Below are 22,769 nucleotides of genomic sequence, written 5' to 3' on the forward strand. Positions count from 1 at the left end.
CTGCCAGGCAGCACTGCTTCATTCAGCGAAGCAATGTATGTAATAATAACGAAATAAACTTATATTTTTTGTTGTTTTTTAGTTGATTATCATATGATTAACGGCAGGTTACTACGACAAAAAGTAGAGAAGCATACAGACACAACTCCCCCTGAATCTCGAATAAGTGTGTGAGGCAGTTCAATACCTGGCACCATTTGAAAATCTCCTTCCGGTCTTCTAAATTGAATACTTTAGGCTCATTCAGCATTTCAACAGAAGTTGACCGAAGCATGACGAATTCAGGCATCATACTGGTGGCGTCAGCGGCGCTTTTCTGGGGACTGTCCGGTGGAATAGCCGGCATTCTCATCAACGACGATTGGAATGCCGTTCTAGTATCTTTTTGCCGGGGTGCTGTCGGGCTTATATTTGTGCTGATGTGGTTGATTTTAAGACCTCGCAATAGTGGGCTCACTAACGGTAAGTTATGGTTGTGGTCTATCATCGCCGGGCTTGGAGTCTCCGGAAATTTCGCTTTTTATTTCTTCAGTATTTCTGAAAGTAGCGTTGCCGTTGCAGCGACACTCATGTATTGCGCGCCCATATTTGTTTACCTAATTTCTTTCGCCATTAAAATTGAACGTCCGACACTAACCAAATGTGCCGCAATACTACTGGTAATGGTTGGTGTCGTATTACTCACCCGCGTGTATCAAATTGACAGCGGTGGTATTACTTATATAGGCGTCATAGCCGGGCTTCTCTCGGGTATGTCATTGGCACTTTTTATTTTTGGTTTTAAATACGCAGCCAGGCAAGGCAGTCCTCAGGCCGTTCTTGCAATCGCGTTTTCTACCCTGACAGTGGTTCTGGGCACCTTAATCGATATTGAGGAAGCAGGCAGAGTCGTCAACTCCGTGGACTGGCCGCTCTTTGCTATTCTCGGAGTACTGGGTGGCGGTGCATCCTTTATTCTTTATATTATTGGGCTGAGAAGAACATTGCCAGCGCTGGCCTCTATAGTGGCGACAATAGAGCCCGTTACGGCAGCACTATTCGGCGTCATTATTTTAGGTGAGGTGCTGGCTTACACGCAGGTACTCGGAATGCTGATAATACTGGCTACGGTAACTGCTCTGGGCGTTTATTCCAGCAAACAGTGAAGCTTTTGCTCAGATTACCTCAGCATATTTGTCCAGAACCCTGTTACAATAACCACAGAAACCTGACACAGAAAGTGGCCCCCTTTAATGCCTATAAATACGCCTGAAAATATCTCGGATAACACTCCTGAGAATTCACCTGAACTCCTTCATTTTAATCAACTGAACCTGCCGTCGGCGTTACTGACACGGCTTGATGAAATTGGTTACCAACAAATGACACCGGTGCAGTCCTTAAGCTTGCCGGTCATTTTAAATAACACCGACGCCGTTGTTCGCGCAGATACCGGATCTGGAAAAACCACCGCTTTTGCGCTGACTTTGTTGGCAAAGCTGGAGGCAAAAAGCTTTTCGCCACAGGCGTTGGTATTGTGCCCTACTCGTGAACTCGCTCATCAGGTTGCTGACGAGGTTCGTAAGCTGGCTAAATCAATGCTTAATATAAAAATACTGACCTTGTGCGGTGGCGAACCATCGCGTATTCAGACCAACTCGCTTGAGCATGGCGCTCATGTATTGGTTGGTACGCCAGGGCGGGTACTTGATCATCTTGAGCAACGCAATGTCGATTTGTCCATGTTGACGACTCTGGTTCTTGATGAAGCCGACCGAATGTTAGAAATGGGGTTTCAGGACAGCCTGAGTGCTATCGTTAAGCACATTCCAAAAACACGACAGACATTATTATTCAGTGCCACCTACCCTAAAAATATCGCCGCGTTAGCAGAACAGGTGACAACTAAAGCAAGAAATATTGAGGCCATTCAAGAGCAGGCAAAGCCACAAATCGAACAGCTCTTTTATGCCATGAATAATGAAGACAGCGCACAGCTGGTAATGAATTTACTGGGCGATCATCAACCCGAAAACTGCCTGGTTTTCTGCAACACTAAAAACGAAGTAAAAGACATTTTTAATACACTTCGGGCCAATAAGTTCAGCGTGTTGGCTCTGCATGGTGAGCTTGAGCAAAAAGATCGCGATCAGGCAATTATACAGTTTAGTAATGGCAGTGCCCGGGTGCTTGTTGCGACCGACGTAGCCTCCCGCGGCTTAGATATCGCCGAACTTGATTTAGTGATTAGCGTTAATATGGCTCATGATTTAGACACTCATACACACCGCATAGGTCGTACTGGCCGCGCAGGTAAAAAAGGCGTCGCAATAACCCTAATTGCCGAAAAAGACGATTATAAAATGCGCTTGCTTGAGGATACTTTTGCGGAACCTATTCATGTACAGCCTGCGCCAGCGCTGTCTAACAACACACCGTTGAAAGCTAATATGTCCACCATACAAGTCAGTGGTGGGAAAAAGGACAAGTTGAGACCGGGTGACATTGTTGGCGCGCTAACGAAGGATAACGTTTTAAGTGCTGACGACATTGGAAAAATAAAGCTGGAAAGTACCTTTGGTTTTGTTGCCGTAAACTCCCGTTTGGCTAAGCACGCTTTAGGGCTTATCAATAATAATAAAATAAAAGGTAAGAAGTTTCGGGCGAAAGTACTTTAATTCGCGGTGCCTCAGCCTGCTCTCTTAAATGACAATGTAAAAAGCGGTGATACTCTCTTTTTTATGAAGAGAATACCACCGCTCACACGCTTAGATATTATTTCAGATCAAAGCGGTCTAACTGCATGACTTTCGTCCATGCCTGAACAAAGTCATTAACGAACTTCTCGTCTGCATCACTCATTGCATACACTTCTGCAACGGCACGCAATTCAGAGTTTGAACCGAAAATCAGATCAACCGTTGTCGCGGTATATTTCTTCTCACCGGTTTTACGATCAAAGCCTTCGTATATCGCTTCGTTGTCCGGTGACTTTTTCCATTCGTTATCCATGCTTAGCAGGTTAACGAAAAAGTCATTATTCAACGTGCCCGGCTGGTCTGTGAAAACACCATGATCACTGTCGTTATAGTTAGCGTCCAGCGAACGTAAGCCACCCACTAATACCGTCATTTCCGGTACCGTTAAGGTTAGCTGGTCAGCTTTATCTACCATATGTTGAGCTGGTGAAACACGATTGCCTTCAGCATAGTAGTTGCGGAATGCATCAGCTTTAGGTTCAAGGAACGAGAACGAGTTAACGTCCGTCATTTCCTGAGAGGCATCGGTACGACCCGGCTCAAAAGGCACCGTCACATCGTAACCGGCATCTTTCGCCGCTTTCTCAATAGCCGCAGCGCCGCCTAAAACAATAACATCCGCCAAAGACACGTACTTGTCGCCAGACAGCTCGTCATTAAAGCCTTCCTGAACGTCTTTCAACGTATCCAGCACCTTTTTAAGCTCTGCAGGATTATTTGCATCCCAGTTAATTTGCGGCTCTAGTGCGATACGAGCTCCGTTAGCACCACCACGCATGTCGGTACCACGGAAACTTGATGCAGAAGCCCAGGCGGTACGAACTAACTGAGGCACGCTAAGGCCTGAATCCAGAATAGCGGCCTTAAGTTGTTCAACGTCATTGTCGTTAATCAACTCAAAATCAACTTCCGGAATCGGGTCTTGCCAAATCAAGTCTTCTTCCGGTGCCATGTCACCAAGGTAACGCTGCTTAGGACCCATATCGCGGTGCGTCAGCTTGAACCAGGCTTTTGCAAAAGCCAGTTCAAACTCTTTCGGGTCTTCGTGGAAACGCTTCGCAATTTTGCGATACTCAGGGTCTTCCTTCAGCGAAAGATCCGTCGTAAACATAATAGGCGCGTGACGCTTACCTTCAACGTGAGCATCAGGAACCAAGTTAGAGGCTTGTCCATCAACAGGTATCCACTGAATAGCGCCAGCTGGACTCTTCGTTTGTTCCCATTCAAAACCAAACAGGTTATCCAGGTACTGAGTTGTCCAAGCTGTAGGGTTCACTGACCAAGCACCTTCCAGACCACTTGTGATGGTGTCTTCAGCGTTACCTTTACCACATTTGTTTTTCCAGCCAAGGCCTTGCTCTTCAACACCAGCAGCAGCTGGTTCCGCGCCTAAACACTCTTCAGGCTTGTGCGCACCATGTGCTTTACCAAAAGTGTGTCCACCGGCAATAAGAGCAACCGTTTCTTCGTCGTTCATCGCCATGCGGCCAAAGGTGTCACGGATGTCTTTCGCGGCCAGTAACGGATCAGGCTTGCCGTTAGGTCCTTCGGGGTTAACGTAAATCAGACCCATCTGAACAGCGGCCAGAGGGTTTTCAAGTTCACGATCGCCAGAGTAACGCTCGTCACCCTTTAACCATTCTTTTTCAGGGCCCCAATAAACAATATCAGGTTCCCAGGCATCTTCACGGCCACCGGCAAAACCAAAGGTTTCAAAACCCATAGACTCAAGCGCAACGTTACCGGTTAACACCATTAAGTCAGCCCATGAGATATCTCTTCCGTACTTCTGCTTAACCGGCCACAACAAGCGACGTGCTTTATCTAAACTGACGTTATCCGGCCAGCTATTTAGTGGTTCAAAACGTTGTTGAGCGCCAGCTGCACCGCCACGCCCGTCTTGGACCCGGTAGGTTCCTGCGCCATGCCAGGCCATACGAATAAAGAATGGGCCATAATGACCGTAGTCGGCTGGCCACCAGTCCTGATCAGAGGTCATCAGCTCTTCAATGTCTTTTTTAACCTGCTCAAGGTCAAGCTGACTGAAGGCTTCGGCATAATCAAAATCGTCGCCATAAGGGTCTGATTCAGGATTATGTTGACGCAATGGCTCTAAATTGAGCTTATTTGGCCACCAGAAATCGTTCGACTTAGGCTCTGGAGAATTCACCTCATAAGATGAGTTTTCCTGAGCACTTGCAACACCAGTTCCGGCTGAAAACGATATCGCAATCGCTACAGCAGAAAGTAAAGGTACTGTTTTCTTAAACATGATTAATTACCCTTTTCGTTAGACACAATAAGTGCCTCAGTAATATAAAACAAACGCCGTGTTTTAGGGGGCTCAGATAGATGAGGAAAACAGATTGGCATAATCGGATAGTCAGTCTTGACCAAAAAATACAGCTGTTAATATGTTAAGAATGTTTAAAAATTGAGGCAAAAAATAAGAGCTGCGTATATACCTATAACTAAGTTGATTGTTAACACGGTGTAGGTTTTCTCATGAATAAACACAAAAGAAGTTATTTAGCGCTCTGTACTTGTGCTGCCATAAGTTCATTTGCTTTGCCAACCCAGGCTCTAGTTATGCAACAGGAACGCGGTGAAGATGATGAAGAGGCAATGGAAAAAATTACTGTTGTAGGCAGTAATATTCGGGGGGCGCAAGCTGCCGGTCGACTCCCGGTAACTATCCTCGATTCAGATGACATCATTAATACAGGCGCCGTAACCGGAGATGAACTGCTTCGCTCTATTCCTCAGGTGGGCGATATCAGTTTTAACAACGAGCGGTCTATTGGTGGCGTTAATGACGCTCGTGGCGATGTCGCTTCCATTAACTTACGAGGTATCGGCACAGGTAATACATTAACTCTGCTCAACGGCCGTCGCTTGGTTCTTCACCCGGGAACCCAGACCGAGAACTTTGTTCCTGTTACTACGGTAAACTCAAACACGCTTCCGGTAACCGGCTTAAGACGGCTTGAAGTACTTCGTGATGGCGCTTCAGCACTTTATGGAACCGACGCCGTTGCTGGTGTGGTGAACTATGTTCTAAAAAAAGAAGTGACACAAACCCAGCTAAACCTGAGCGCAGGCAACGCTGAAGGAACCTCTATGCAGCAGTACTTAGCCAGTGGTTCAACCGGGGTGTTTTTCAACGACAACAAAAGCCATTTAAGTCTCTCGTTTGCGTATTACACCAGGGACGAAATAGGCGCAAGCGAACGCTCATACTCCGCCAGTGAAGACCGGCGTTTTAACGACCGAATACCAGAAGCTTTTGTTGGCGACACTCAATTAGACAACCGTTCGCTGTCCAGCCCCTGGGCCATATACGATGGTGAAAATATTGGCCGTTTCCATATTCGCCCGGAATCTATGGGCGATTGCTTTCAAACTTTGTCTGATGGAGTCTGTGCTGCTGAAGGTTCCATTCCCAGAGATATGCGTTATGACTCAGCCAAGGATCAGAGCATGACTTCAGCGGTAGACCGGGTAAACTTATTTGCCTATTACACCCACTCTCTTGCCCCAAACCTGGAACTTTTTGGCGAGGCATTATATTACGAAGCAATATCCAAGCGGCGGCGCGAACAAAATGCCAACCTTACCGCGCAACGTTTTACCATTAGTGAAGATGCCGCCTATAACCCATTTGGTGAAACCGTAACGCTGCGCAACATACGTCCAATGGATGTCGGTCCCAGACGAATCGAGGTGGAGGATTCCAGTTACCGTTTACTGGGCGGCATAAAAGGCTACTCAAAACAGTGGGAATGGGAATCCGCCCTACTCTATTCCAGAGCCGACACACTGGATACGGGTTATAACCGCATCCGCGTGAGTGCGCTGCAAGAGGCGATTAACTCAACCAATATAGAAGAAGCCTATAATCCATTTATTGGCGGTAATCCGGATAACGTGAACAACGGCACGTCAGTCTATAACTCAGCCGCGGTTATAGCCGGGCTGACTGAAGACATAACCCGGGACAGTACTAGCGAACTAGCGCAATGGGACTTCAAATTATCCAACCCGGCATTGACAAACTGGTACGCAGGCGACATTGGTATTGCTGCAGGAGTTGAGTATCGTTACGAAGCCTACGCCGATGACCGACATTATTTGCTGGACGGTTCGACCCCTTTCTACGATCAAGTCACTGGCGAACTCATGACTAACTCCGATGTTCTGGGAAGCAGCTTTACACCGGATTCAGAAGGCAGTCGTAACGTTTTTTCCGCTTATACTGAGCTCTTGGTACCGCTGCACGAAACCATTGATATGCAACTGGCGCTTCGTTACGAAAGATTCAACGATGTCGGTAGCGTAACTAAGCCTAAAGTAGCTCTTAGCTGGCTACCGGTTGACTGGCTGCAATTAAGAGCATCGTACTCCGGCGGTTTTCGCGCCCCCAACTTGCCTCAGGTGGTTGAGGAAAGCGTTTCGCGAACCAACTCACGAACGGATCCCGTTATCAATGACCGTTACAGCATAACTGAAATTCGAGGAGGCAATAGTAAACTCACACCAGAAGATGACGAGATTTATAACTTCGGTTTTGCCATTACTCCGTTCCAAAACTTCCTCATAACAGTCGATCGCTGGAGGATTGAGCAAGAAAACGTGGTCGGAATCTTAAACAGCCAGACTCATTTACTCTACGATTCTCTACTGCGTTCACAAGGCAGCTCAAACCCAGCCGTTATACGTAACGATGACCTGGAAGTTGTTTATGTAAATAATCAGTACGACAACCTCGAAGTTCGTGAAATTTCCGGCACCGATATCAGTATTAATTATGAAGTTAACAGTGAAGCCTTTGGTTTATTCAACTTTTCGATCAACGCAGCTCACTTGCGTAAATTTATGCAAACTCCGGACCCTATAAGTGCCATTGTTCTGGAAGCTCAGGAAAGTGGTAACCCTGCTGTCCCTATTGACATTCCGGTGGTTGGCGCAGGTGATTTACGACAAATCGACGGGAACCCTAAATGGCGTTCGTTTGCTCGTCTGGACTGGGATCTCGGGAACTGGGGCGCCGGTATCCGGGTCAACTATGTTGATGACTTTTACGAAACTAGCGTAACAACGTCTGATGGAGAAATGATGCCAATTGACAGCTGGGTCACAACCGATATCTATCTTGATTACCACTTTAGCCAGGAGGCCCTCGACGGCTTAAGTCTGCGAATAGGCGCTCGCAACCTGGCCAATAAAAAACCGCCCATTGCGGACGAAAGCTTCGGTTACTTTTCCGATGTCCACTCAAACCGTGGGCGTTATACATACGCAACCTTGTCCTGGGCATTTTAGGATTATAAATGCTGACATTAGTCAATGTTGCGTTATTAGGTCAGTTAGCGTTTCAGCACCCTGAGGAAGCAGATAAAGAACCGAAAGACTGCTCTTTTGAGCAAATCGAGTTCACGATTAATTTTGCTGTTGGACGCCTGAACCACTGCGAGAAAACAGGTGATAATAAATACAGGCTCTTTCTTGAGCCTGAACGGGAGAAAATTAACCCCAGCCCCTGGTATGCTTTTGCGGTAAAAAATAAGACCGAAACAAGCCAAACGGTCGCTATCACTTTGGTAGCCAGCGAGGGAGTCTCTCGATATAAACCCAAACGTAGCGAGGGTGACGATATTTGGCATCCTATTCCGTTTTCAGAGGGAGACGGCACACTTCAGTTTGAGTTAACCCTTTCGGGTCAGACCAAAGAGTATATTGCCGGACAGGAGATTATTGATAACGTTCATTATATTGAGTGGCTCAGTAGTCTTATTAAAGAACCACAACAAACTGAAGTTATTTCTCTCGGCGTCTCCAGTGAAGGACGCAACCTGGCGGCGCTGGAACATAGAGTTGAATCCAGCAATAAATGGATAATATTAATTGGCAGACAACACCCTCCCGAAGTGACTGGTGCGTTAGCACTACTGCATTTTGGTGAGTTGCTGTTTAGTGATGAACCTTACGTGGTTAAATTTCGCCAAAAATACAATATTTTACTGGTACCCAACATGAATCCAGATGGAGTCTATCACGGCAATTGGCGCTTAACAGCAGCAGGGATAGATATGAATCGGGATTGGAAGAATCAAACCTTACCTGAGACTCAAGCTCTCACTAATTACCTGAAAAAGCTTGTTGAAAACGGCGGGCAAATTGAATTTGCAATTGATTTCCACTCCACCCATCGCAACGTTTTTTACACCATGCCAAAAGACTATGAGTCGCCCAGTGGAGTACCATTAAGAAACCCGCGTCGAGTTTACGACTGGATTGAAGAAATTGCTGAAATGGTTGATTCAGTGGAGCTGGATTATCAGTCAGGAGATCATCCTGAAAGTGGCGTTTTCAAGCAATTTATAGCTGATGAGTTTGCTGCACACGCAGTAACTTATGAGGTTAGTGACAGCGAAGACCGAAATAATATAAAGCGGGTTGCCGAAGCCGCATTAATATCTTTAATAAACCGCTTAGATTAAAGGTTTCGTAAAGGACATTGCTGCCTGACCCAGGTGTAGCTAGCTTTAAATAGAGATAACCGCTTGGTTACTTCTGATTAGCTACTCTCAACTAAGGAAGAATTATGAAGAAAACATTAATTGCAATTGCATTGATTGGAACTTCAACTAGCGCCTTTGCAGACTCTCCTAACTGGGATAAAATTCAGGCGTCCTACATAGAAACCGATATTGAAACTCCTATCGACGAAGATATTACAATGGATGGTTATGCTGTAGCAGGCTCGCTTTCATTAAGTGACTCAATTTTTGTGTTGGCCAATTTCGACTCCGTTGGTGACGAATCGGATTTCGGTGACGTTGATTTAGATTCACTTAACGCAGGTATCGGCTTTAATCACGCTATCACAGAGTCAACCGACGTTTTCGCTACAGTTACTTATGAAAAGCTTGAACTTGTTGGCTCAGTAGACGACCTTGGTTCAGAGTCTTTCGATGAATCAGGATACGGAGCCGGCGCTGGCATTCGTTCAATGATCACCGACTTCTTTGAACTATCAGTAAAAGCTGATTATCTGGATATTGATGACGAAAACGGTATTCGTTATGACGCTTCAGCTTTCTTTCACTTAACCAGTAACCTCTCTCTTGGTGTTGGTTATAAACTCTACGATTTGGATGAAATCGATCAGGATGTCGATACTGTCGCCGCAACAGTCCGGTACAGCTTCTAACTCTCGGCCTAAATGCTTAAACGCTGGCGTGTCACCTTCTATAACGACACGCCAGCACACCACTCCAACATTTTTAATTTCTCTAATTCATTATTTTTACTGCAAAAAACCGATCTAACTTTAAGAAACCTTCGTAGCTCTCTATACTCTATTAGTAAATTTAGAATAAACGCTTAAATTCAAAGCGTAAGAGTACCTATTTTTATACAGGGGAGAGCAAATGAATAAAAAAGAAGAGGAAGTGCTCCGCGGGGACAAAGATCTCGAGCGCGAGCGCAAAGCCGACGACCCAATGATTCCTGACGGTGAAGTCAACCCAATAGACACGGATTATCAAGTAGGACAAGATAACGTTGTTATGAAAGTAGGACCTTTTGGTCTGGATTTCCATAACCGCGTATTCGCTATCTCCGGACTTGCGATTGTCGCCTTTGTGGTTATTACTTTGATGTTTCAAAATCAGGCGGAACCCGTCTTCACCGCAACTAAGAACTGGTTAACAGCAAACCTTGACTGGTTCTTTATTGGCGCAGCCAATATTTTTGTGCTTCTGTGCTTGTTCTTAATCTTTTCACCGCTAGGTAACGTTCGTTTAGGCGGCACTGAAGCAAGCCCTGACTTTTCCTATTTAGGCTGGTTCTCAATGTTGTTCGCCGCAGGTATGGGTATTGGACTCATGTTTTACGGTGTATCTGAGCCGATTACTCATTTTAGTGCTGCATTTGGTGGAACTGAGTTTAACGCAGAAGGTATTCGTACCGACTCAGCACCTCTTGGCGGCGCAGGTGGTGACCAGGCTGCGGCAATAAAATTAGGCATGGCTGCAACCATTTTCCACTGGGCTCTGCACCCTTGGGCTATTTACGCCGTTCTCGCTTTAGGTTTAGCCTTATTTTCTTTCAACAAAGGCTTACCCTTAACAATACGCTCTATTTTTTACCCAATTCTGGGCGAGCGCGTATGGGGTTGGCCAGGACATATCATTGATATTATCGCAATACTGGCAACCTTATTCGGTCTTGCAACATCACTTGGACTGGGTGCTTCTCAGGCGGCAGCAGGACTAAACTTTCTATTCGGCTGGGCTGAAGGTAATACCACCGATGTTCTGCTGGTTATAGGAATAACCGCTATCGCATTAATTTCAGTTCTTGCCGGTCTGGAAAAGGGTGTACAGCGACTATCGCAAGTGAATATGTCACTGGCTGCTATTCTTATGCTGTTTGTCATTATTGTCGGCCCGACGCTAGCTATTTTCACCGGTTTTGCGGAAAACCTTTACAATTACATTGTTAACCTTCCTGCCCTATCAAATCCGGTTGGACGAGAAGACCTGGGTTACTCTCAAGGTTGGACATCGTTTTACTGGGCATGGTGGATTGCATGGTCACCTTTTGTAGGTATGTTTATTGCCCGCGTTTCACGAGGCCGTACCGTACGTGAATTCTTAATTTCGGTACTATTGATACCTTCTCTGGCCTGCGTATTCTGGATGACAGTATTCGGTACCGCTGCAATAGAGCAATTCGTTGCGGGAGCCGAGCAAATAGCCAGTGAAAAGCTTTCACTCAAACTGTTTATTATGCTGGGAGGCTTGCCCTGGACAGAAGTAACCTCGTTTGTGGGTATTATTCTGGTTATGGTATTTTTCATTACCTCGTCTGATTCAGGCTCGCTGGTTATCGATACCATAAGCGCTGGCGGTAAAGTTGAAGCACCGGTACCTCAGCGTATATTCTGGTGTACGTTTGAAGGGTTAGTCGCAATTGCGCTGATACTTGGCGGTGGTCTCGTTGCCCTGCAGGCAATGTCCTTATCTTTAGGCTTACCGTTTACCATTGTTTTATTGGCTTCCTGTTTTGCAGTCGTTCAGGGATTGCGTTCCGAGCCAAGAGTTGGTAAACCTGCTAAGTAGCTATTAGCGAAAGCTCCTTACCCATTTAAAAGCGGCGCTGAAGCGCCGCTTTTGCTATAACAGGTACAATTATGGAAGCCGAACATCTGGAAATTCTGAATTTTTTACGTCGTTTCCCTCCTTTCAATGAGTTACCTGAAGACGAACTTGTTGAGCTTGCCAAAAACACTGCAATCAGCTATTTCAAAGCCGGCTCTCAAGTACTTGAATATAATGAGTCAATTTCTGATTTATACGTCATTAGGAACGGTTCAGTAGAAACCTACAACCGTAACGGCGACCTGTTTAATCGTTTAAGCGAAGGTGGTTTTTTTGGTGAAGCGGGTTTACTGCGTAAAGGCAAGGTTCGTTACCCTGTCAAAGCATTAGAAGATACGCTTATCTACTTTATTCCCGGCAGTTTGTTTAATCGCTTGTTCGATGAATACGACAGCTTTGCCGACGCAGTGGAAGTCGAAGGACACAGGCGCGTAAATCAAGCCGTAAAAGAGCAGGAAAACCGTAATGAATCGCTTTCTGCGACCGTTGATACAATCATTACGCGCGAGCCGGTTTCTATTGATTTAAACGCCAGTATTCATGATGCCGCCGCTAAAATGACGGATGAGAAAGTATCATCACTGCTTATTATTGATGAAACACAGCATCTTCCTGTGGGGATTATAACGGACAAAGACCTACGCAAGCGTGTTCTGGCGGTAAACCGGTCCAGTACCCACCCCGTTTCTTCTATAATGACCGAGAACCTGACATTTGTTCAGCATAATAACCGCGTGTTCGAAGCTTTGTTGATAATGATGCGAACCAACCTTCACCATTTGCCGGTACTGAAAAAAGGTCAGGTTGTAGGTGTCATAGCTTTATCGGATGTGGCACAGCATGAGTCAAAAAGTACTCTGTTTATTGTCAGTGGTATTTTTAAGCAAAACTCTATTGAAGAGCTAACCGAACTTGCAGAAAGTGTCCGCGCCAGTTTTGTGCGCATGGTTAACGAAGATGCGAACTCGCGGATGATAGGTTCGGCAATGGCTACCATTGGTCGTTCGTTCAAACAGCGGCTTTTAGAGCTTGGCGAGGAGAAATTCGGACCGCCGCCGGTGCCCTACTGTTTCCTGGCTTTGGGTTCAATGGCACGTGACGAGCAAAGTATTGTCACGGATCAGGACAACGCTATGGTTTTACACGACGATTTTGATCCCAAACAGCACGATGCCTACTTTAAAGAGTTAGCGGGCTTTGTGGCCGACGGCTTAAATGCCTGCGGCTACACCTATTGTACGGGCGGCATTATGGCCACCACCGATGCTTGGCGACAACCGTTAAAAGTGTGGAAAAACTATTTTACCGACTGGATTGAAAACCCGTCACCGGAAAAGCTGCTGCACTCTTCCATATTTTTTGATTTGGACGGTGTCTGGGGGCAACAAAAATTCGCCGATGAGCTCAATTCACTAATTCGAAAAAAAGCCAAAGGTAACAAACGATTTTTAGGTTCTATGGCACGTAATGCGCTAAACCGCACACCGCCTCTGGGCTTTTTTAAAGATTTTGTCATGGAAAAGGATGGCAAACACCGTGACAGCATCAATACCAAACGTCGCGGCACCGGCCCGGTTGCAGATTTGATCCGTGTGCATGCTCTGGCCATTGGTTCATCACAGCGCAACTCCTTTACTCGTCTTGAAGATATTATTGAGTCACAAATTTTGCCACAAGGTCGCGGACCAGATTTACGTGATGCCCTGGAACTGATTTCTATGGTGAGAATTAGACATCAGGCGTTAGCTATTTCGGCTGGTGAAGTTCCTGACAATAACGTTGCTCCGGAAGACTTATCTCATTTTGAACGTAAAAACTTAAAAGACGCCTTTCAAATTCTAAGTAATGCACAAAAATATTTGCGTTACCGTTACTCGGGAGGCTAAGCAATGCTTTATCTCGCCCCGGAAAACAAACAAAAGCAAAAACCCAGAAAATCTAAGAACATTGACTGGCCCAAACAATTTGAGACCTTAGAACAGCTGAGCCACTCTCAGGCGCTTAAAAAGTATTATAATCAGGGTATCAGTTCGCCGGATACGCCCATTAATAAAACGCCCATGGTTGCCGTCGACTTTGAAACCACGGGCTTAGATCCTGAACAGCATGGCATAGTCAGCATCGCCGCAATACCGATGACCACAGAGCGAATTTTATTTTCAGAGGCAAAAAGCTGGGTTGTTAAACCACGACGCAGTCTTACGGATGAATCCGTCGTTATACATGGTATTACTCATAGCGAAATTGAACACGCGCCCGATTTAGAAAGTATTATTGATGAACTACTGGAGCTTGTGGCCGGAAAAGTCTGGGTTGTTCATTACCACGGCATTGAACGCCCTTTCCTGCAACGAGGGATTAAAGAGCGGCTGCATGAAAACATCCAGTTTCCGCTTATTGATACTATGGAAATTGAAGCTCGATTCCACCGTAAACCATTATCCTTATGGCAAAAACTACGCGGCAAAAAACCGGAATCCATTCGCCTTGCCGACAGTCGTACCCGCTATAACCTGCCCTTTTACCCGCCGCATAATGCGTTAACTGACGCACTGGCGTGCGCTGAGCTTTTGCAGGCTCAGATAGCCCATCACTTTGAGCCAGATACCCCTCTTGGTGAGATTTGGCTACCTTGATCTACTCGTTGTGAGGTACACCTTGAAGGTGAGCGATTGTCGTGCCGATGACAAATATAATATTCAATTTCGGCTTAGGCGAATTGAGGGCAAATATGAACTGGTTAGGCAATTTATCAATGCGCAACAAACTACTGTTGTTGGTGCTTCCCCCGTTATTTATGATGATGTTTCTTGCGATAACGAACTTGGTTTCTACATATCAGCGTTACTCAGAAGCACACCATATTGAATTATTAACTGATTTAACCGTTGCCAGTGCTCCTGTCGTTGGAGCCTTACAACGTGAGCGCGGCCTTTCGGCACTGACTATGGCCTCTGGCTTCAGTCAGAATAATGTAGACAATTTACAGCGGCAGCGCGATGAGCTGGATCAATCTATTAACCAGTTTTTAACTAAAACACAAAATATTGCAGCTGAAATACCACTTTCAAGGAAAATTCAGCAAAAAATTGAAGCTGTGCAAAACAATAAACTGGATGAGTGGCGCGGCAAAATAGACAGCCGCCAAATGGATCGCCAGCAAATGGTAAACCTTTATACTCAGGCAATAAGCACACTGCTTAGTATTGTCGATGATGTCACTGCTGAGTCCTCAAATTCCCAAATTACGCGGGAACTTAGCACCTATTCTTTAATGGCAAATACAGCAGAAGCCGCAGGTAAGGAGCGCGCATCTGTCGCTGCTTATTTAGCCTCCGGAAATGCCAATACGAAAGAACTGGCTAAATTGCAAAGTCTGTCCGGACAACAGCATGCGCTGCTGGATAACGCCTTCTATGCCGCGAATAAGTCATTAAAACCGCTAATAGAAGAACTTATAAATTCGTCAGAGCTGGCTAAAGTAACAGCCACACGTGAACAACTTCTGGAAAGCGATGTTTTTTCTCAACTGAGCGGTATGGAATGGTTCCAGCTCAGTACGCAGTATATCGCCAGAATAAATAAAGCAAACCAAGCTGTTCTCGAAGTCGTTAGTGAATCTTCTATGGCAACAGCAAGCGATACATTGAGCCAGCTGTGGCTGTTAGTTATTCTTATTTCTGCGTTTATTCTGGCAATTGTCGTACTCACCTTCTTTATTCTGAAAGGAATATACAGCCAGGTAAAAGAACTACTCGAGGGTATAGACTTTGTAATGAAAAACAAAGATTTACGCCGGAAAGTGTCAAGTACAACAACGGATGAACTGGGGAATATTGGTTCGGCTTTTAACCAGTTGCTGGAGAAGTTTAACGCTTCTTTGAATAAAATTGATCAAATGAGTGTTCAGCTAGCCACGGCAACCGAAGAAACAAGCTCTACGGCTTCGCAAAACTCGGAACAAATAACCCGTCAGCAAAAACAAACGGAACAGGTCGCTACTGCCACTGAAGAAATGAGCGCAACCGCATCAGAAATTAGCGAGAATATTCAGCGCGTTGCGGATGCTGCCGATAGTTCCATCAACAGCAAAAACAAAGGTGAAGCCGCTGTTCGCGAAAGTATTAACAGTGTCAGAGCGCTGGCATCTGCGATAGGAAATGTCGGCGAAGTAATTAGTCAATTGCAGGAACGCAGCGTTAACATTAATCGCGTTATTGACGTTATTCAAAATGTCGCCGACCAGACTAACTTATTAGCTCTAAATGCTGCAATAGAAGCCGCTCGCGCAGGTGAACATGGTCGAGGTTTTTCGGTCGTAGCCGACGAGGTGCGCAAATTAGCAAGCCAGACTCACAATTCAACCAATGAAATATCCGAAATGCTGACCGGTTTTCAGCAGCTATCAGATGCCGCTTATAAAGATGTGAATGAAAGTAAATCTATAGCCACAGCAACAGAGGAACAAGCCAGAGAGCTAGAGCAGGCTTTTGCAATCATATCTGAGGATATAAATAGTATCTCCGAAATGTCGACTCAAATAGCGACCGCATCCGAAGAGCAAGTTGCTGTAGCAAAAGATATTGCCAACAATATGGAGTCAGTTAATGAAGCATCGCTTCTTATTCTGACAGGTTCTCAGGAAATTAAGAGCGTAACCGAGGAACAGGCTAAATCCGCCAGGGAATTACAAGATTTAGCTATGGAGTTCAAAACCGCTTAATTACAAGCTTAGCGACTATAAGGCCTGACTTTCATATTGTCGGGTCTTCTTTTTCTGTTTCATAGCGCAACCGCAAGCACATGCGAATAGCTTTTCCGTTTCACTCTATGCGTGTGAAGTTAAGTAAAATGTCTGGACTCTGGAGCTAATTAATACCACCCTTCCCCTCTTAGTTTCAGGAAAAACCGTATCAGAAATTGGTTTAAAAAAAGCAAAAAAGGTAACAACAATGAAAATCAGGCTTTCCATTCTTACTTTACTTTTAGGAACGGCATTATCTCATACCTCGGTCGCTCAGGATCAAGTTATTAAACCCGCGCCAATGGTTTCAACTCAGGCTCAGGCTGAGTTTTTTGCTGCTATAAACAAGCATTGCGGTAACTCTTATGCAGGCGAGGTAACAGTCGATACGCCAAAGTCAGAAGGGTTCGAAGGGGATTTGGTGATGCACGTTCGTAAGTGTGGTGAGCAGCGAATAGAAATTCCTTTTCATGTTGGAGACAACCACTCGCGTACCTGGATATTAACGCAAACAGGCTCAGGTATTAGCCTAAAACACGATCATCGTAAACCTGATGGCAATTATGATCCATTAACTATGTATGGCGGGCATACGACTGACAAGGGCTATGCAACTGCACAATCCTTTCCTGTCGATGCCTATTCTAAAGAGCTATTTATTGAACTTGGCGTCCCACAGTCAAATACAAACACCTGGCAAATGTACATTCACGACAAAACCTTTACGTATCGTTTGGTCAGAGAAGGCCGCGAGTTTCGGGTGGACTTTGACTTAACGGAGCCGGTTGAAACACCAGCTACTCCATGGGGATACGCGGATTAAGGTTTACCGAGTAAAACTAATTAATATCGCTCCAGTGCGTATTTTTATTACTTTTTTCTTCCTTTTCCATTAGCACCAGAGTGAGATAAATTTTGGTGGGCAGCGACAGAATAACACCAACAGCATTCATCGCTGCCCCCAAAATATAGCCACGAAAATCAATATCATCGTTGCCAATAGTCACAACCAGCACCACATGACCTAATAAAATCAGGGTAATGCCGGTAATCATGGCAACTTTAAGTAACTTGACTTGCGTGGCTTGTTCCATTTAAAGAACATCCCCCGGAATACGCACCTGCCCTTCCATTAACACCCGGGCACTGCGACTCATAATGGCTTTAATGGCTGTCCATTGACCATTCACCTGTTTGCATTCAGCGCCTACCTGCAAGGTACCTGAAGGATGACCGAAATTCACCATGGTACGGTCTTTACCGCCCGCCGCTAAATTAACGGTTGTACCTGGAATAGCCGCAGCGGTGCCGATAGCAACAGCAGCGGTTCCCATCATGGCGTGATGCAGTTTTCCCATCGACATAGCTCTTACCAGCAAGTCAATGTCGTTAGCCTTAATGACTTTGCCACTGGATGCGGTGTAGTCTTTTGGCGGTGCAACAAAAGCAACTTTCGGAGTGTGCTGACGGTTAGCCGCTTCGGCAACCTCATCAATCAAACCCATCTTCACCGCACCATAGGCTCGGATCGTTTCAAAGCGCTCCAGCGCTTCCGGACTGCCGTTAATGACTTCCTGCAGCTCAGTGCCGTCGTATCCAATTTCTTCCGCATTAAGAAAAATGGTCGGGATGCCCGCATTAATCATCGTGGCTTTTAATGTACCAATGCCCGGAACCTCTAAATCATCAATAAGGTTACCGGTAGGAAACATTGATTCACCGTCGGCAGATGGGTCCATAAACTCCACCGGCACTTCAGCCGCCGGGAAGGTCACACCATCCAGAATAAAGTCACCGGTTTCCTGCACTTCACCATTGACCATAGGCACTTTATTGACAATGGTTTTACCAATATTGGCTTGCCAGATACGGACTTCGCACACACCGTTATCAGGTATACGCTCTGCGTCAACCAAGCCATTAGCAATAGCAAATGGTCCTACTGCCGAGGATAAATTTCCGCAGTTTCCGCTCCAGTCGACAAAAGGCTTATCGATAGACACCTGACCAAAAAGATAATCGACATCGTGCTCTGGTTGAGTACTTTTCGACACAATAACCGTTTTGCTGGTGCTTGAAGTAGCACCTCCCATACCGTCAGTGTGCTTAGCATAAGGATCCGGGCTGCCGATTACGCGCATCAGCATCGCATCACGCACGGCCCCCGGTTGTTGCGCCGGTTCGGGTAAATCCTGCAGTCGAAAGAAGACCCCTTTCGAGGTCCCTCCACGCATATAAGTGGCGGGAATTTTGATTTGTGGTTTCTGTTTCATTATGAGAACTCCTTAGCTTGCTTCTGCTTCTAAAAAGTCCTGAGCAAAGCGCTGCAACACACCGCCAGCCTCATAAATCGACACTTCTTCTTTGGTGTCTAAGCGGCACTGTACCGGAACTTCTTCACTGTCACCATTGGCACGATGAATAACCAATGTCAGTCTTGCACCAGCTTCAGGCGTACCTTTCACATCAAAGGTTTCAGTGCCGTCAATATTCAGCGTTTTACGTGTGGTACCTTCTTCAAACTGCAGCGGCAGTACGCCCATACCAATCAGGTTGGTACGGTGAATGCGCTCAAAACCTTCAGCAACAATGACTTCAACGCCGGCTAAACGTACGCCTTTTGCCGCCCAGTCGCGAGACGAGCCCTGACCATAGTCAGCACCGGCCACAATAATCAACGGCTGCTTGTTTTCCATATAGTGTTCAATGGCTTCCCACATGCGCACGGTTTTACCTTCAGGTTCAATGCGTGCCAGCGAGCCCTGAATCACTTTACCGTCCTCGCCTTTCACCATTTCATTAAACAGTTTCGGGTTAGCAAAGGTCGCGCGTTGCGCAGTTAAATGGTCACCACGGTGCGTTGCGTAAGAGTTAAAGTCCTCTTCCGGCACGCCCATTTTCGCCAGGTACTCACCCGCTGCACTGTCAGCCATAATGGCGTTTGACGGTGATAAATGGTCGGTGGTGATATTGTCGCCCAGTACGGCTAACGGACGCATGCCCTTCATGGTACGTTCTGCGGCTAGTGCGCCTTCCCAGTATGGCGGACGACGAATATAAGTGGTTTGCGGGCGCCAGTCATACAGCGGATTATTTTTCTCGCCATAATCAACTGACAGATCAAACATTGGGTCATAAACCTTACGGAATTGCTCAGGTTTAACGCTCTGTTTCACAATTGCATCAATTTCTTCATCGCTTGGCCAAATGTCTTTCAGCGTTACCGGGTTACCGTCAGGGTCAATTCCCAGCACGTCTTTCTCAATATCAAAACGAATAGTACCCGCTATGGCGTAAGCTACAACCAATGGCGGCGAAGCCAGAAACGCCTGCTTAGCATAGGGGTGAATGCGGCCATCAAAGTTACGGTTACCAGACAACACCGCCGTGGAGAACAGGTCACGGTCAATGATCTCCTGCTGTATTTTCGGGTCTAACGAACCACTCATGCCGTTACAGGTAGTACAGGCAAAAGCTACTACGCCAAAGCCTAAATCTTCCAGTTCAGGCAACAGTTCAGCTTCTTCCAGATACATTTTGACCGTTTTTGAACCCGGAGCCAGCGATGATTTTACCCACGGCTTACGGGTTAACCCCAGTTTGTTCGCGTTACGGGCAATGAGGCCAGCGGCAATCATATTGCGTGGGTTACTGGTATTAGTACAGCTGGTAATAGCCGCAATAATCACCGCGCCGTCAGGCATTTTGCCTTCTTCCGGATTCTCGATGTGCTTAGCTACACCACGCTCAGACAGTTCCGATGCCGGTAACAACGAATGCGGGTTCGATGGCCCGGCCAGGTTACGCTTAACTTTTGATAAATCGAACTTAAGTACCCGACCATATTCAGCCGACTTCAGGCTGTCAGCCCACAATCCGGTTTCTTTGGCAAAGTGCTCAACCAGTTCAACCTGGTCATCGTCACGACCGGTCAGTTTTAGATAATCGATAGTTTGATCATCGATATAGAACATGGCCGCAGTCGCGCCGTATTCCGGAGTCATATTTGAGATGGTTGCACGGTCGCCTACCGTTAAGGCTTCTGCGCCTTCCCCATAAAACTCCAGATAGGCCCCAACAACACGTTCTTTACGCAAGAATTCAGTCATTTCCAAAACTAAATCCGTACTGGTAATACCCGGTTGAAGCTTACCGCTAAGCTCAACGCCAATAATATCAGGTAGGCGCATATAAGATGCACGCCCCAGCATAACGCTTTCTGCTTCCAGGCCACCTACGCCCACAGAGATAACGCCTAAGGCATCAACCATTGGCGTATGGCTGTCAGTTCCCACACAGGTATCAACAAAGGCTACGTTGTCGCGCACCTGCACGACCGGCGACATTTTCTCCAGGTTGATCTGGTGCATGATGCCGTTACCTGGAGGAATCACATCAACGTTTTTAAACGCGGTTTTGGTCCAGTTAATAAAGTGAAAACGATCGTCGTTACGACGGTCTTCTATCGCCCGGTTCTTCTCGAAAGCGTCTTTATCAAAACCCGCGTGCTCAACGGCCAGTGAGTGGTCAACAATCAACTGGGTTGGTACCACAGGGTTCACTTTCGCGGGGTCCCCGCCTTTTTCAGCAATGGCGTCACGCAATCCGGCTAAATCCACTAAGGCTGTCTGACCTAAAATATCATGACAGACAACGCGTGCCGGAAACCATGGGAAATCGTGTTCTTTTTTGCGGTAAATCAACTGTTCTAACGATTGCGTCAGAATATCCGCCGGGCAGCGACGGACTAAGTTTTCAGCTAATACACGGGAAGTATAAGGCAGGCGCGCATAGGCACCCGGTTCAATCGCATCTACAGCGGCTTGAGTATCAAAATACTCGAGCGTAGTACCAGCGAGTTTTTTACGGTATGAAGTCATGAGTTACCACTTATCGTCATCGTTAAACGAAAAAAGGAGCAGTAGATGACTGCTCCTGTACTATTTATCAGTCGAAGAACAGATTAACGCTCTTCTAAAGCCGGAACTTTACGCGGCTCTGGACCAGTATAATCGGCACTTGGGCGGATAATACGGTTGTTTGCACGCTGCTCTTTGACATGAGCAGTCCAGCCGGTAACACGCGACATCACAAAAATTGGCGTGAACAATTTAGTTGGAATGCCCATGTAGTGATAAGCCGAGGCATGGAAGAAGTCAGCATTCGGGAAGAGTTTCTTCTCGTCCCACATGACTTTTTCACAACGTACCGAAACGTCGTACAAGCGGCTGTCGCCAACTTCTTCAGACAACTTCTTAGACCAGGCTTTAATCACATCATTACGTGGATCGAAGTCACGGTAAATGGCATGACCAAAGCCCATGATTTTCTCTTTGCGTTCCAGCATGCCTTTCAGCTTCTGTTCCGCATCGTCAGCGTCTTTCATGCCTTCAATCAGCTCCATTGCCGCTTCGTTTGCACCACCATGAAGTGGGCCGCGTAATGAACCAATGGCACCGGTCACACAAGAGTGAATGTCGGATAGTGTTGATGCACAAACACGAGCCGTAAAGGTTGATGCGTTGAACTCATGCTCAGCATACAAAATTAACGAAGTATTCATTACTGCCGCATGCAGCTCTGAAGGTGCTTTGTCGTGTAACAGGCGCAGAAAGTGTGCACCAATAGACTCTTCTTCAGAATCGGTATCAATACGAACACCGTCGTGAGTAAAACGGTACCAATACAGTACGATACCCGGGAAAGTCGCCAACATGCGTTCGATATGGTCATCGGCTTCATCAAAGCTTTCTTCTGTTTCCAAATTACCCAGCATAGAACAACCGGTACGCATAACGTCCATTGGATGCGCTGACTTTGGAATACGCTCAAGCACGTCTTTAACTTCCTGAGGTAAGGTGCGTAGTGACTTCAAACGCTTTTTGTAGTCTGTAAGCTGTTGCTTATTCGGTAACTCACCTTTAGCTAAAAGGTAAGCTACTTCTTCAAAACTGACTTTTTCCGCCAGTTCAGAAATGTCATACCCACGGTAGGTTAAACCTGAACCACTTTTACCAACAGTACATAGTGCCGTTTCGCCGGCTGACTGTCCGCGCAAACCTGCGCCGCTTAGTTTCTTCTCTGCCATAATGTTGTTCCCTTCTTGATTTCTTGTATTTG

General features: G+C 46.2%; 15 protein-coding genes. 10 read left to right on the forward strand and 5 right to left on the reverse strand.

Going from position 1 to position 22,769, the window contains the following annotated elements:
- Window positions 1-272 precede the first annotated feature (272 nt).
- Window positions 273-1,145, forward strand: a complete 873-nt coding sequence (locus NJR55_RS11220; RefSeq protein ID WP_253620020.1) for a DMT family transporter — start codon at window positions 273-275, stop codon at window positions 1,143-1,145.
- An 87-nt stretch (window positions 1,146-1,232) separates the two neighbouring features.
- Entirely contained in the window at window positions 1,233-2,657 is a 1,425-nt protein-coding gene (dbpA, locus tag NJR55_RS11225; protein WP_253620021.1) for an ATP-dependent RNA helicase DbpA, read from the forward strand.
- A 97-nt stretch (window positions 2,658-2,754) separates the two neighbouring features.
- Here the strand turns inward: dbpA and katG are convergent, their stop codons facing one another.
- Window positions 2,755-5,010, reverse strand: coding sequence for a catalase/peroxidase HPI (gene katG, locus NJR55_RS11230; protein WP_253620022.1), 2,256 nt, complete (start codon window positions 5,008-5,010; stop codon window positions 2,755-2,757).
- Between the two features lie 233 nt (window positions 5,011-5,243).
- Between katG and NJR55_RS11235 the strand changes: the two genes are divergently transcribed.
- The 8 genes from NJR55_RS11235 to NJR55_RS11270 all read left to right on the forward strand — a co-directional run bounded on the left by NJR55_RS11235 (window position 5,244) and on the right by NJR55_RS11270 (window position 17,472).
- Window positions 5,244-8,060: a TonB-dependent receptor domain-containing protein gene (locus NJR55_RS11235; RefSeq protein ID WP_253620023.1), complete on the forward strand. Its 2,817-nt coding sequence runs from the start codon at window positions 5,244-5,246 to the stop codon at window positions 8,058-8,060.
- 8 nt (window positions 8,061-8,068) lie between these two features.
- Window positions 8,069-9,238: a M14 family metallopeptidase gene (locus tag NJR55_RS11240; protein WP_253620024.1), complete on the forward strand. Its 1,170-nt coding sequence runs from the start codon at window positions 8,069-8,071 to the stop codon at window positions 9,236-9,238.
- 104 nt (window positions 9,239-9,342) lie between these two features.
- Window positions 9,343-9,951, forward strand: a complete 609-nt coding sequence (locus NJR55_RS11245) for an outer membrane protein (protein WP_253620025.1) — start codon at window positions 9,343-9,345, stop codon at window positions 9,949-9,951.
- Window positions 9,952-10,243: 292 nt separating this feature from the next.
- Complete coding sequence (locus NJR55_RS11250; protein ID WP_253620443.1) at window positions 10,244-11,866, forward strand: BCCT family transporter; 1,623 nt, start codon at window positions 10,244-10,246, stop codon at window positions 11,864-11,866.
- A gap of 71 nt (window positions 11,867-11,937) precedes the next feature.
- Window positions 11,938-13,791, forward strand: coding sequence for a DUF294 nucleotidyltransferase-like domain-containing protein (locus NJR55_RS11255; protein ID WP_253620026.1), 1,854 nt, complete (start codon window positions 11,938-11,940; stop codon window positions 13,789-13,791).
- Window positions 13,792-13,794: 3 nt separating this feature from the next.
- Window positions 13,795-14,541, forward strand: coding sequence for a 3'-5' exonuclease (locus tag NJR55_RS11260; RefSeq protein WP_253620027.1), 747 nt, complete (start codon window positions 13,795-13,797; stop codon window positions 14,539-14,541).
- A gap of 119 nt (window positions 14,542-14,660) precedes the next feature.
- Window positions 14,661-16,628, forward strand: coding sequence for a methyl-accepting chemotaxis protein (locus tag NJR55_RS11265; RefSeq protein ID WP_253620028.1), 1,968 nt, complete (start codon window positions 14,661-14,663; stop codon window positions 16,626-16,628).
- Window positions 16,629-16,857: 229 nt separating this feature from the next.
- On the forward strand, window positions 16,858-17,472 hold the full coding sequence (locus tag NJR55_RS11270; protein WP_253620029.1) for a hypothetical protein: 615 nt from the start codon (window positions 16,858-16,860) through the stop codon (window positions 17,470-17,472).
- Window positions 17,473-17,488: 16 nt separating this feature from the next.
- Here NJR55_RS11270 and NJR55_RS11275 read toward each other — a convergent pair whose 3' ends face one another.
- From NJR55_RS11275 to prpC, 4 genes are all read right to left on the reverse strand, one after another.
- Window positions 17,489-17,743: a hypothetical protein gene (locus NJR55_RS11275; protein WP_253620030.1), complete on the reverse strand. Its 255-nt coding sequence runs from the start codon at window positions 17,741-17,743 to the stop codon at window positions 17,489-17,491.
- The gene (gene prpF, locus NJR55_RS11280) at window positions 17,744-18,922 is read right to left on the reverse strand and encodes a 2-methylaconitate cis-trans isomerase PrpF (protein WP_253620031.1); all 1,179 of its coding nucleotides are present in this window, start codon (window positions 18,920-18,922) and stop codon (window positions 17,744-17,746) included.
- Window positions 18,923-18,934: 12 nt separating this feature from the next.
- Window positions 18,935-21,529 (reverse strand): Fe/S-dependent 2-methylisocitrate dehydratase AcnD, encoded by a 2,595-nt coding sequence (gene acnD, locus NJR55_RS11285; RefSeq protein ID WP_110013226.1) that lies wholly within the window; start codon window positions 21,527-21,529, stop codon window positions 18,935-18,937.
- A gap of 83 nt (window positions 21,530-21,612) precedes the next feature.
- Window positions 21,613-22,737: a bifunctional 2-methylcitrate synthase/citrate synthase gene (gene prpC, locus NJR55_RS11290; protein ID WP_253620032.1), complete on the reverse strand. Its 1,125-nt coding sequence runs from the start codon at window positions 22,735-22,737 to the stop codon at window positions 21,613-21,615.
- Window positions 22,738-22,769: the final 32 nt, after the last annotated feature.

Source organism: Idiomarina rhizosphaerae (assembly GCF_024159085.1).
Taxonomy (GTDB): domain Bacteria; phylum Pseudomonadota; class Gammaproteobacteria; order Enterobacterales; family Alteromonadaceae; genus Idiomarina; species Idiomarina rhizosphaerae.